Below are 12396 nucleotides of genomic sequence, written 5' to 3' on the forward strand. Positions count from 1 at the left end.
TGAGTGAAATGAGAGGTATAAATACCTTTGATTTGGTCAGAAATGGGCAGTTGAGTGAAATGAGAGGTATAAATACCTTTGATTTAGCTAGAAACTGGGCGACTGAGGGCAGATGAGCCCCCATTCTTCCACTTGAGTTGTTGTAGATTCATGGGGGGCGTTCTCCAGGTAATGCAAGACGAAATCAAAGACGGCAGCACGGTCCAGTGAAGCTGAAGGACGGCGCAGCCGTTTTGTGCAAATATAAGAATTTATATGCTTCGCGCTATAAATAATCCTTCTATTTCTCGCTGAAACGGGTACCGTCCTTATAAGGACGGCGTAGCCGTTTCCACTTGTAATTAGCGGATCTTTTACCTGTCTCTCTTTTTGGAGGAGTGGGAGTGACTTATGCTATAATAGAAACAATTTTAGGGCAAAGGAGATTGTTTGCTGCTATGTATCCGCCGCGTTCACGTACCAGAACAAATACCAGGCAAAGCAGAAAACGCCGGCGCAGAACGGCTTGGGCATGGATTAACGTAAGTCTGCTTTTAATGATTACTGCACTGCTTACCTATTCTTTTATGGGAGGGGATGGAAAAGACGGCCAGCCTCCGCCTGTCGCGGAAGTGGCCAGCTCGCCTTCACCTGATCTAGGAGAGGCTGCTGCATCCGTTCCGCCAACCTTAACACCATCGCTGGCATCTGAAGCGACACCTGAACCAGAGCCTTCCAATTCGCCTTCACCGACTGCGGAGATAACACCGGCTCCTACGGACACTGCTCCTACCCGCGCGCCGGAAGAAAGCGCCGTCCCGGAAAAGACGGACGATCCAGGGGACACAGGAACCCCACAGGCTGCTGACAGCGGCTTAATCTCCGGCCTGCCGGAGAATGCCGGGCCAACCGTCAAGCTGAACTTTGCCGGTGATGTCATTTTTTCAGGGAAGGCGGGCCAGCTCCTGAAGCAAAAAGGCTATGACTACTCTTACGCCGCACTGGACGGCATGTTCAAGAAGGATGATTTGACTGTCCTCAACTTGGAGACCCCCATTACCACCGGAGGGGTAGGTGCCGCAAACAAGCAGTTTGTATTCAAAGGAGAGCCCAAGGCACTGGACTCCCTAAAAGCGGCCGGTGTGGATGCCGTCAATCTGGCCAACAACCATACCCTCGATCAGGGAGAGGAAGGCCTGCTGGACACACTGGAGCACTTGAACAAGCGCGGCATTCCCTATGTGGGGGGCGGAGCGGATGCAGCAGAGGCGTACAGCGCCAAGTATTTTGAGCGTAACGGCATCCGTATCGCCCTGCTAGGATTCACACGGGTGATGCCTGTGATGGAGTGGAAGGCGGAGGCTGGCAAGCCGGGAGTAGCTTCGGTGTATGACAGTGCGGAAGCGCTGAAGGCTATCGCCGCCGCCAAAAAGAAGGCCGACCTGGTCGTTGTGGCCGTGCACTGGGGCAAAGAGCGGATGGAACAATATGATTCCGTGCAGCAGTCTCTTGGGCACAGCTTTATTGATGCGGGTGCGGATCTGGTCATTGGCGGGCACCCGCATGTGCTGCAAGGGATCGAGCCTTACAAGGGCAAATGGATCGCCTACAGCACCGGCAACTTTATTTTTACCCGTTCCCAAACCCGGGCCACCTGGGATACCGCCGTGTTTCAAGCGGAATGCAGCGTAGAGGGACAGTGTTCCCTGAAGCTTAAGCCGATGAATGCGGAGCTGGCTCAGCCGGTGCCCATGAATGAGGTGGACGGCCAGCTGCTGCTGCACAAAGTAGAGTCCCTGTCCTCCGGTCTGGTGAAGATCGGCAGTGACGGAAGCGTAGTTCAGGCTGTCAAGTAAAGTTCAGAGATAGACCATACTTCCGCCGGAGGTGCATATGATGAAAAACTTGTGTGTGGCCCATCGCGGCTTCTCCGGAAAAGCTCCGGAGAACACGCTTGCTGCCGTACGGATGGCGATTGCGCTGCCGTTTGTGCGCTGGATGGAAATTGATGTTCAGCTCACAAGGGACGGCGTGCCGGTAGTGATTCATGATTTTTCACTGGACCGCACCACCAACGGGCACGGCAAGGTCAAAAATATGGATTACGAGCATGTCCGGCGCTTGGATGCGGGGAGCTGGAAAGGGCGTGCTTTTCGCGGGGAACGTGTGCCTTCGCTGAAGGAAGTGCTGGAACTGGCCTCCGGCCGGCTGAGGCTGAACATTGAGCTCAAGACCAGCGGTGAGATGTATCCGGGGCTGGAGCAGGCGGTCATTGATCTCGTGAATGCACACGGCATGCGCGACGAAGTGGTTCTGACCTCGTTCGATGCCGGTGCGCTGCAGCGGATCAAGGAGCTGGACCCCCGCTTCCGTACAGGGTTGATCTACGACTCCAGATCAGGTGACCCTGCGCGGAAGCTTAAGGAGCTGGACTGTTCATTTCTGTCCATCAGCTTTGACCGGCTGAATCCCGGTCTGGCGAAGCTTCTTGCCGAGCAGGGGATACGGGTAATGGCCTGGACGGTGAACAAAGCAAAGGAAATGCGCCGCCTGGCCGCGATGCATTCGGAGATCATGATCTGCACGAACCGTCCTGACATCTGGGGCGACACGTTTCTGGAGGCCTAGCTTTAAGCATACAATTGACGGGAAAGAGAGCTGAAGAATGAATGGGCGCTGATGTTAACAATATCTACTGTGTTGGACGAAACTATAAGCAGCATGCAGAGGAGCTGGGCAACAAGGTGCCGGTGGAGCCTCTGATCTTTCTGAAGCCTTCCCATGCGGCGGTCCCCCTCGACAAGGCGATCATTCAGCTTCCCAAGGATGCCGGTCTGATTCACTACGAAGGTGAGATTGTACTCAGGATTGCCCGGGATTATGTCCCTGGCATGAGTGTGCAGGAGCTGGTGGATGTAATGGCCCTCGGGCTGGATTTCACCCTGCGTGACATCCATAATGATCTGCAGAAGAAAGGGCTGCCCTGGACGCCAGCCAAAGGCTTCAAGAACGCAGCTCCGCTGACTCCGTACATTGCGTTTCCGGAGACGGAAGAACTGGAAGCGACCGATTACACTGTACGCAAGAATGGTGTGGAAGTGCAGCGCGGAAACGTCAAGAACATGATTTTTCCGCTGCAAAAAATCGTGGAGTTTATTGCCGCCCGTTATGGGCTGGGCAAGGATGATCTTATCTTTACCGGTACTCCGGCAGGCGTAGGTCCGGTGGCTTCAGGCGATTCGTTCGAGCTGTTCTGGGGCGGGACTCTGCTGGGCACCTGCCTGATCGGTTAACACATGCCGACAGGACTTGATGTGCTGCAATGGGTGATCGGCTTCGGCGGGGCTTTGCTGGTAGCAGGAGCGGCTTATTATAAGCAGTCCCTCAGCTTCTCCGGGATGCTTGCGGCGATTGCGATGGGAACCCTCTATTTCGGGGCAGGGAATGCCTTCTGGTTTGGCATTTTGCTGCTGTTCTTCATCTCCTCCAGCCTGCTCTCGAAGCTTCATCATGAGAATAAGGCGGAGCTGGAAGCCACTTATGACAAAACAGGACGCCGGGATGCCGGCCAGGTGTTCGCCAATGGCGGGCTTGGCATGCTGCTGGTGCTCCTGAACGCCATTTATCCCTTGGAGCTATGGGGATATTTGTTCATCGGCGTCATGGCCACCGTGACCTCGGACACCTGGGCGACGGAGATTGGCACCCTCGCCAAGAAGCCGCCCCGCTCTGTGCTGACGGGACGGATGCTCCCGCCCGGCACCTCCGGCGGCGTCTCGCTGCCGGGCACCCTGGCCGCCGCTGCCGGCGGCGCCCTGATCGGCCTTGCCTCCTGGCTGCTGCGGGCAGCCTCCGGCATGCCGGAGCATTCCGTCCTGCTGCTTACGCTGGCAGGACTCCTCGGGGGCCTCGTCGGCGCTTTCGCCGACTCGGTGCTGGGGGCTACGGTGCAGCGCATGAACCGCTGCACCGTGTGCGGCCGCGAGGTGGAAGCTTCGCAGCATTGCGGCCAGCCCACGGTGCATGCCCGGGGCTGGCGCTGGATGAACAACGATGCTGTGAACGCCGTCAGCTCTGTTCTGGGCGGGCTGGCCGCCCTGCTGGTCGGCGGGCTGTGATGCAGGGAGGCCCATGTTGGGCCTTCTCATACAAAAGTAACCTTATACTCGCAATATTGAAGGAGGTGAACCGGTGAGCAGCGCATCCATTCAAAAACATACAGCCATTCTGGATGCCGCTTACGAGCTCTTCGGTTCAGGCGGCTTCTACGAAACGAAGATTTCGGAAGTAGCGGAACGTGCAGGCATTGCCAAAGGCACGGTGTATCTGTATTTCAAAAATAAAGAGGATTTGTTCCTGGCCGTCACCCGGCGGGACTGCGAAGGATTCCTCCAGCAGCTGGAAGCCAAGCTCCAGGCATGCAGCAGCCTGACCGGGAAGCTGTCCGTTATTGCTGAGCATCATCTATTTTATTATTATGAGCGCAAGCAGCATACCAAACTTTTTTTTCGGGCGCCGAACAACAACCCTGAGCTGGTCGCCTACATGGCGCTTTTTATGGAAGAGTACATGCAGGCTGTAATGAAGGTGCTGCTGGAAGGCGGGGCGTCCGAACCGGAGCTGATGGCACAGTCGTACATCGGCATGCTGGACCGGCTAAAGATGGATATTCTGTTTGATCCCTTCTTCACGGAGGAGGAAGCACACAAACGGGCGAAGTTTGCAGCCAGCCTCTTTATCGGAGGGGCCGTCGGCAACATGAACGCATCACTTGGAGATTTGCCGGCAGAGCAATAAGGAACACAGACCGGTTACAAATATAAGGCAAGCGAGGACAGAGTATGAATATTATGACCGTGGAACATCTTTCCAAGAGCTATGGGGAAAAAACACTGTTCCGGGATGCGTCGTTTGGTATGGATGACAGGGACAAGATTGGCGTTATCGGTGTGAATGGAACGGGGAAATCCACCTTTTTGAAGATTATTGCCGGTCTGGATACACCCGATGACGGACAAATTTCTATCGGAAATGCGGTGCGGGTACAGTATCTGGCACAAAATCCGCCGTATGAGCCGGATAACACCGTGCTGCAGCAGGTTTTTGCCGGAGATGAGCCTGAGCTGGCTGCCATGCGGGAGTACATGGAGACACTGGCTCTTCTGGAGGCCAGCCCGGGCGACTCCGCCCTGGAGCGCCGGCTGGTGCAGATTGGACAAGCGATTGATGCGGCCGGGACATGGCAGCTGGAAAGTGAAGCCAAAACCGTCCTGACGAAGCTGGGCATTACCCAGTTTGATGCACGGATGGAATCGCTGTCCGGCGGACAGCGCAAGCGTGTGGTTCTGGCGGCGGCCCTGATTACACCTTCCGAGCTGCTGATCCTGGACGAGCCGACGAACCATATCGATACGGACTCCGTGGCCTGGCTGGAGCAATACCTGCAGAAGCGGCGCGGGGCGCTGCTGATGGTAACCCATGACCGCTACTTCCTGGAACGGGTAGCCAGTGTCATGCTGGAGCTGGATGGCGGGCAGCTGTACCGTTACGAAGCGAACTACTCGCGGTTCCTGGAGCTGAAGGCTGAGCGTGAGGAGCGTGAAGCGTCGGAGGAGCAGAAACGCAAAAATCTGCTGCGCACCGAGCTGGCCTGGATCCGCCGCGGGGCGAAGGCCCGCTCCACCAAGCAGAAGGCCAGAATCGACCGTTTCGAGAAGCTGAAGGAAAGCCAGGGTTCCGCATCGGCGGGAGCGCTGGATATTTCCGTGGCTTCGACACGCCTTGGCCGCAAAATCATCGAGATGAAGGACCTGGCCAAATCGCTCGATGGACGCACGCTGATTAAAGATCTGACCTATATCGCGGTACCGCAGGACCGGGTAGGTATAGTAGGTCCGAACGGCAGCGGTAAATCGACTTTGCTGAATCTGATTGCCGGAAAGCTTCAGCCGGATAGTGGTGAAGTTGAGTTGGGGGCTACCGTCAAGCTGGGCTACTTCACCCAGGAGCATCAGGATATGGACGATACCATGCGGGTTATAGAGTACGTGAAGGAGGAGGCGGAGATCATCCGCACAGCGGACGGCAGCGTCATTACAGCCGGACAGATGCTGGAGCGGTTTCTGTTTCCGCCGGCGATGCAGTGGACCCCAATCTCGAAGCTCTCCGGGGGAGAGAAGAGACGCCTTTACCTGCTGCGTGTCCTGATGGGCGCACCCAATGTGCTGCTGCTGGACGAGCCGACCAATGATCTGGACATCGGGACTCTTGCCGTACTGGAAGATTATCTGGACGAGTTCCCCGGGGTGGTGTTCACAGTATCCCATGACCGGTTTTTCCTGGACCGCACAGTGGATAAGCTGATTGCCTTTGAGAATGGCAGCATCCGGCTGCATGTTGGAAACTACAGTGAATATGAGGAATGGATGGCCAAAAACGTTCCGGCACGCGTTGGCGACCCCGTCAAAGAAGCGGGATCGGCAAAAAACAGCTCCGCACCGGTACAGCAGCAGACGGCGCAAGCCGCACCTCCTGCAAGAGAAAAGCTGAAGTTCACCTTCAAGGAGCAGCGTGAATATGAAGGGATCGACGAGGCGATTGAGCAGGCGGAGCAGCATCTGTCGGACATCAGCGCACAGATGGAAGCCGCCTTTGCGGACTCCGGGAAACTTCAGGAACTGGTGGAAAAGCAGCGGCAGGGTGAAGCCGAACTGGAACGCCTGATGGAACGCTGGACATATTTGAACGAGCTTGCGGAGAAAATCGCCGGAAAAGCATAGTACGCTTGCTTTTATAGCTGCGGCTATCCAGCGGCGTTTTCCGCGTCATACCAGACGCAGCGAGGAGGCAGATGAGTATGACAGATTACATTGAAACCGCGGTGGCCCTTCGCACCGCCGGGAAAGCTGAAGAGGCAAGAGAATTGCTCCTTGCCCTGCTGGGCGGGGATGAGGAGAACGCTGAACTGCAGTATCAGCTGGCCTGGACCCATGATGTGCTTGGCCTGGAACGGGAGGCGGTCCCCTACTACGAGCGGAGCCTGTTGCTTGGCCTGCCTCCTGAGCAGCGGATGGGCGCACTCCTGGGACTTGGCAGCACTTACAGAACGCTGGGCGAATATGCCCGGTCCAAGGAAGTGCTTGAGGAGGGGGTGCGGGAATTCCCGCAGCAGAAGGAATTTCAAGCTTTTCTGGCCATGACCCTGCATAACCTGGGCGGGCATAAGGAAGCCATGAAGCTGCTGCTGACCCTGCTTGCGGAGACTTCCTCCGACAAAGGGATCGGCAGCTACCGCAAAGCTATCCTGTACTATTCGGATAAGCTGGAGCAGGTGTGGGACTGAGTGAATATATTTTTCCGTAACGGCTGTGCCGTCCTCTTCAGGACGGTGCAGCCGTTTTCCGCTTACAGGTGCCGATTCGAATGCTTTATTTGCAGGAAGATTATAGTCTTTTCCCCGTGGACCAGTACACAAGCATATTCCTCAGCTTGTAATACTATATTGCGAGGAGGAGATATTATGGTGAGAGCAGCCCAGACTGACAGTGAATTAAAAGCCTTCATCGCCACTGCGGAGACGGCCTGGTTCAATGTGTATGATTCTGCGGATATCAATAGGGTGATTACAGTGGGCGGAGTAGAGTATAAGCGGCTGCCGCTGAGATTTAGCACAAGGGCCAAGGTGATCGCTTATTTCCGGCGATACTGGGGAATTGCCATGAGCAACCGGATGTTCTGCAATCTGCAGACCGTCTCGCGGAACAACAGGCTGTACGTTATTGTAGGCGATACCGGCCTCGTTTCCTTTATTCCCCTTCGGATCAGAGTCACGGAACGAACAGCTGCGCGCATCCGATTGACAGCCGTCCTGTCTGCGGATGCGATAGAGGAAATTGAAACGGTGAACGTCCGCTATTTGATTGCCAAGTCGGGAACAGCACTCCGTATTCTGAACAGGGACAAAAAAAATACGGACCCCCGGTATCAGACATGCCCGCTGAACATCGGGTGACTTTTGCCGCAGGCTCCCGCTTGATTTAAAAAGGTACGGATTCAGCGGGAATCACTGAATCCGTACCCTGTATAAAATACTTATCCTAGGGCTGCTTCGCTCCTGCCAAGGCAATCATCTGCACGACAGGGCGCGAGTCGCCGGTCAGCAGAGCCTCTTCAGCGTTCATCTGCGAGGAGCCGTCGCCGTCGAGGAAAATCCCTTCCCGCCCCCCGCCGGGGACGGTCTCCAGAATGGCTGTACGGAATGCCTCTGCCGTACAGCGCGTTGGCGTGACGATCAGCCACAGCTTCCCGTCCGCATTGTACACCAGCCCCGAACGCATCCGCTGCTCGTCAGCATAGGGAAGATGCTCTGCGGCGGCCGCCGCCTGCCACAGCCCTTCATGCTGCAGGTTCATGCTGATGCCGCCCTGCGCCCAGTAATGCCCGCGGTCCGTGACGTCCAGCTCCTCTCCCGAGGAGACGACCTGAACCGACAGCGCTCCGCTGGCCCCGTCCCAGACCAGTGTTCCACGCGGGTATTTGGCGTTGAACCAGCCCGAGCCATACGCCCCTTGAACTCCGTTCACCGGGCGGTCATTCATGACCGCGACCGACAGCAGGTCGCTGCCGTAGAAGAAGCCGCCGTTAATCCCGTAGGCGGCAATCGGGCGCAGCGCTGAACCTGCGCTGCGCAGTAGGATGTCAGCAGGCTGAGCTGACATCATATGCAGCTGCACCTGGGCGGAGCTGTCCGCCTGCAGGTAGCTGTATACGTGAGGGAGGCCATGGAAGGCCTCCCTCGGCTGCTGCGGCCTCGTCCACAGCACGATGGCCACCGTAAGGGCCGCCGCTAAGAGAACGGCGGCCAGCCGCGGCTTGCGCTGCCATGCCCGGCGCAAGGCTGCACGGACAAACTCAGTTCGCGCCCACATAAGCCGCGAGCAGCTTGGCCGTGTTCAGCACAGCCTGCTTGTGGGTGCGCTCCATGGAGTGGGAGGCATGCACGCCGGGCCCGATCAGCGCGGCGCGGATATTGTTCCCGCCCCGCAGGGCGGCGGAAGCATCGGAGCCGTATTGCGGGTAGATGTCGACCGCAAACGGAATCGCCAGCCCGTTCGCCAGCTCAATCAGCCTGCCGGTCATGGCATAGTCATACGGCCCGGAGGAATCCTTGGCGCAGATGGAGACATCGGTCTCCTTGCAGCTCAGGTCATCACCCATGGCGCCCATGTCAACGGCGATCATCTCGCTGATCTCACCGGGAATCCAGGCCGCGCCGTGACCGACCTCTTCATAATTGGAGATGAGCAGGGAAAGATTGTGCAGCGGTTTCCAGCCTTCGCGCTTAATGCTCTCCAGCAGACCCAGCAATGCCGCCACACTGGCTTTGTCGTCTAGATGGCGGGATTTGATATAGCCGCTCGGCGTGATCACCGCCCGGGCATCAAAGGAGATGAAGTCACCGACGGCAATGCCGAGCTTCAGCACGTCGTCTTTGGTGGAGACCACTTCGTCAATGCGGACCTCCATATTTTCCTCCGAACGTTTGAAATCACGCGCATCCGCGTAGACATGGACCGAGGGGTGGCTGCTCAGAATCGTGCCGGTGTAGGTTAATCCGGTACGGGTATGGATGACGCAATATTCATTTTCGATGCTGTTCATGGTGAAGCCGCCGACAGAGGTCAGGCGCAGCGTGCCGTTTGGCTTAACGGAGCGCACCATGGCTCCAAGTGTGTCCACATGGGCACTGATGCCGATGGTGCGTGTAGGGTCAAGTCCGGGGACGGTCAGAATCACTCCGCCTTTTTCGTTCCAGCTCAAGGGGACGCCCAGCGCTGCCGCTTCCTCGGCCACAAGCTTCATGACCTGTGCCGTGAAGCCGCTGGGGCTGGGGGTGTCCAGCAGTTTTTTTAGAACCGATAAGATATACGCCTCGTTAGGTTGAATGGTAAGCAAGATTATAGTCCTCCTGTTTTTTATAAGCGATATAAACTGCACATGTTATTTTTAATTTTGGGTTAGGGTCATTTATATAGCTTTTCTATGAAACTATGGATTTATATTCACATTGATTTTCGTGCAGGTCAGCTTAGAGCTGGGATGTGCTGTTGGCAGATAAGCTATCCTGATCCATCGACACCGCATCCAGGGAATTCCCCGCATCACGGAGCTTGTTCAGCTCTGCTGTAAGGCCCTTGATTTGCTTCTGCAGCTTATATTGGCGGAAAATGCCGTAGGAGCCGACAATAACCCCGCCGATCAGTGCACAGCCCAGAATGACCAGGATCAGCGGAATACTGACCACATCAAAATAGAAATTAACCTCAACCGGGTCAACATTGATGACTGCGAACACAGCGGTCAGAAGGGCGAAGATCAGACCTAATATCAGTGACCATTGCAATCTCATGAAACTTCCTCCTTTGAGCATGGGTGACAAGATAAATCCCCTGCCCGCAAAGGGCAAGGGATTACAGTAATACTAAGCTTAATGGCTTATTTGGTCAACTGTTCCATCTGCTCAATCACGCTTTCGAACACACTCATCGCTTCGCGGATCGGGGCAGGAGTGGACATGTCGACGCCTGCCTTGGAGAGAATGTTGATTGAATAATCACTGCCGCCGCTCTTTAAGAAGCCGAGGTACTTGTCGACCGCCGGTTTGCCGTCCTCCAGAATCTGCTTGGCGAAGCTGGTTGCCGCCGAGAAGCCGGTAGCGTATTTGTATACATAGAAGCTGTTGTAGAAATGCGGAATCCGCGCCCATTCCATCTCAATTTCCTTGTCAACCACCATATCCTTGCCGTAGTACTTGACATTCAGATCATAGTAGATGGACGACAGGTCCTGAGGCGTCAGCGATTCGCCTTCTTCGGCGCGCTGGTGAATGATCTTTTCGAATTCAGCAAACATCGTTTGCCGGAATACAGTAGTGCGGAACTGGTCGGCATAATAAGTGAGCAGGTACATCTTTTCTTTTGGATCTGTGGATTTCTTGAGCAGATAATCCATCAGCAGCGCCTCGTTGGTCGTAGATGCCACTTCCGCAAGGAAAATGGTATACTGTGCATCCCTGTATTTCAGCGCATTGTCCGAATAGTAGGAATGCAGGGCGTGGCCCATTTCATGCGCCAGCGTGAACATGCTGTTCAGGTTATCGTTATGGTTCAGCAGCACATATGGGTGCGTGCCGTAAGCTCCCCAGCTGTATGCGCCGGTTCGTTTGTTCTCATTTTCGTAGACATCAATCCAGCCTTTGTCGTAGCCTTCCTGCAGCACACTCAGATAATCCTCGCCGAGAGGCTTCAGGCCTTCTTTGGTAATTTTCTTGGCTTCATCAAAAGTGATATCCAGCTTGTATTCATCCACCAGCGGTGCGAACAGGTCATACATATGTAACTCGTCAACGCCGAGCAGCTTCTGGCGCAGCTTCATGTAACGGTGCATCAGCGGCAGGCTCTCGTGAATCGTATCGATCAGGTTGGTGTAGACCTCTTTGGGAATATTGTCTCCGTAGAGGGACATTTCCAGCACGGAAGGATACTTGCGCACACGCGAGTAAAAGACATTTTTGTTTACGTTCGCGCTGAGTGTTGCTGCTATGGTGTTCTTTTGCTTGCCATACGTTTCGTAGACCGCTTTGAATGCATTTTTGCGCACCTCACGGTCGGGGCTTTCCAGAAATTGAATGTAGCTTCCGTGCGTCAGATCTACTTCCTTGCCTTCCTCGTTTTTGATCTTCGGGAACTTGAGGTCGGCATTGTTGAGCATGCTGAACACAGTTTGCGGGGCCTGGGCCAGCGTGCCAACCTGTGCAAGGAGTGCTTCCTCCGCTTTGGACAGGATATGCGCTTTCTCCCGCTTCATTTCTTTCAGGGTGAAGGTGTAATCCGAGAGGGAAGCGTCGGCAATGAACTGGTCCAGCTTCTCATCAGGCAAGGCCAGAATCTCCGGTGTGATAAAAGAAGTAGCTTCTCCGGCTTCCACTCCAAGCTTCTTTGCCTTTTGGGAAAGGGCCTGATAGGTTGGAGCCGCCGTATCTTCATCCTGGCGCATATGCGCGTAGACATACAGGCGCTCGGTCAGCAGGGACAGCTTGTCGTCCAGCTCGAAGCACTTTTTGAGTGCATCCGGTGAGTCCAGCTTGCCCTGAAAACCGGAGGCGCTGTGAATAAGCTCCTTGGCTTCCTTGTATTCCGCATCCCATTGCTCCTGCGAAGCAAACATATCTTCAAGCTTCCAGCGGTTCTCGGCGGGCACTTCACTTCTCTTCAATAATTGTTCCATAGAAATCCTCCTCGGATGATGGGATGTAGTAGGCATATTCTTCTGCGGTGCGGCGTATAAAGACAAATCTCCCGGCAGCAGGCTTAAGGCAAGCAGTAACGGGAGAGACTTGACAGTAAAGGACATAACATA

12 protein-coding genes are annotated in these 12396 nt (G+C 55.4%); 8 read left to right on the forward strand and 4 right to left on the reverse strand.

The features are described 5' to 3' along the window. Positions 1 to 437 precede the first annotated feature (437 nt). The 8 genes from BLQ82_RS01335 to BLQ82_RS01370 all read left to right on the forward strand — a co-directional run bounded on the left by BLQ82_RS01335 (position 438) and on the right by BLQ82_RS01370 (position 7990). Positions 438 to 1835 (forward strand): CapA family protein, encoded by a 1398-nt coding sequence (locus tag BLQ82_RS01335; RefSeq protein WP_062526661.1) that lies wholly within the window; start codon positions 438 to 440, stop codon positions 1833 to 1835. Positions 1836 to 1875: 40 nt separating this feature from the next. Beyond that, positions 1876 to 2607, forward strand: a complete 732-nt coding sequence (locus tag BLQ82_RS01340; protein WP_074647601.1) for a glycerophosphodiester phosphodiesterase — start codon at positions 1876 to 1878, stop codon at positions 2605 to 2607. 41 nt (positions 2608 to 2648) lie between these two features. Continuing rightward, the gene (locus BLQ82_RS01345; RefSeq protein ID WP_062526663.1) at positions 2649 to 3272 is read left to right on the forward strand and encodes a fumarylacetoacetate hydrolase family protein; all 624 of its coding nucleotides are present in this window, start codon (positions 2649 to 2651) and stop codon (positions 3270 to 3272) included. A 24-nt stretch (positions 3273 to 3296) separates the two neighbouring features. Next, positions 3297 to 4097, forward strand: a complete 801-nt coding sequence (locus tag BLQ82_RS01350; protein ID WP_062526888.1) for a DUF92 domain-containing protein — start codon at positions 3297 to 3299, stop codon at positions 4095 to 4097. A gap of 73 nt (positions 4098 to 4170) precedes the next feature. Then, positions 4171 to 4776, forward strand: coding sequence for a TetR/AcrR family transcriptional regulator (locus BLQ82_RS01355; protein WP_062526665.1), 606 nt, complete (start codon positions 4171 to 4173; stop codon positions 4774 to 4776). Between the two features lie 44 nt (positions 4777 to 4820). Beyond that, the gene (locus BLQ82_RS01360) at positions 4821 to 6758 is read left to right on the forward strand and encodes an ABC-F family ATP-binding cassette domain-containing protein (protein WP_062526667.1); all 1938 of its coding nucleotides are present in this window, start codon (positions 4821 to 4823) and stop codon (positions 6756 to 6758) included. A gap of 77 nt (positions 6759 to 6835) precedes the next feature. After that, on the forward strand, positions 6836 to 7321 hold the full coding sequence (locus BLQ82_RS01365) for a tetratricopeptide repeat protein (protein ID WP_062526669.1): 486 nt from the start codon (positions 6836 to 6838) through the stop codon (positions 7319 to 7321). A 177-nt stretch (positions 7322 to 7498) separates the two neighbouring features. Then, positions 7499 to 7990 carry a DL-endopeptidase inhibitor IseA family protein gene (locus BLQ82_RS01370; protein ID WP_062526671.1) on the forward strand — a complete coding sequence of 164 codons (492 nt, stop codon included), beginning with the start codon at positions 7499 to 7501 and terminating at the stop codon, positions 7988 to 7990. An 85-nt stretch (positions 7991 to 8075) separates the two neighbouring features. On the opposite strand, the gene BLQ82_RS01375 is transcribed toward BLQ82_RS01370, so the two are convergent. The 4 genes from BLQ82_RS01375 to pepF form a co-directional block, all read right to left on the reverse strand. Then, positions 8076 to 8906 (reverse strand): hypothetical protein, encoded by an 831-nt coding sequence (locus BLQ82_RS01375; RefSeq protein ID WP_062526673.1) that lies wholly within the window; start codon positions 8904 to 8906, stop codon positions 8076 to 8078. After that, positions 8890 to 9933, reverse strand: coding sequence for a M42 family metallopeptidase (locus BLQ82_RS01380; protein ID WP_062526675.1), 1044 nt, complete (start codon positions 9931 to 9933; stop codon positions 8890 to 8892). The genes BLQ82_RS01375 and BLQ82_RS01380 overlap by 17 nt, the downstream gene beginning before the upstream one ends. A gap of 133 nt (positions 9934 to 10066) precedes the next feature. Continuing rightward, the gene (locus BLQ82_RS01385; protein ID WP_062526677.1) at positions 10067 to 10387 is read right to left on the reverse strand and encodes a LapA family protein; all 321 of its coding nucleotides are present in this window, start codon (positions 10385 to 10387) and stop codon (positions 10067 to 10069) included. An 86-nt stretch (positions 10388 to 10473) separates the two neighbouring features. After that, positions 10474 to 12264 carry an oligoendopeptidase F gene (gene pepF / locus BLQ82_RS01390; RefSeq protein WP_062526679.1) on the reverse strand — a complete coding sequence of 597 codons (1791 nt, stop codon included), beginning with the start codon at positions 12262 to 12264 and terminating at the stop codon, positions 10474 to 10476. Positions 12265 to 12396 lie beyond the last annotated feature (132 nt).

Source organism: Paenibacillus jilunlii, from assembly GCF_900102965.1.
Taxonomy (GTDB): domain Bacteria; phylum Bacillota; class Bacilli; order Paenibacillales; family Paenibacillaceae; genus Paenibacillus_AQ; species Paenibacillus_AQ jilunlii.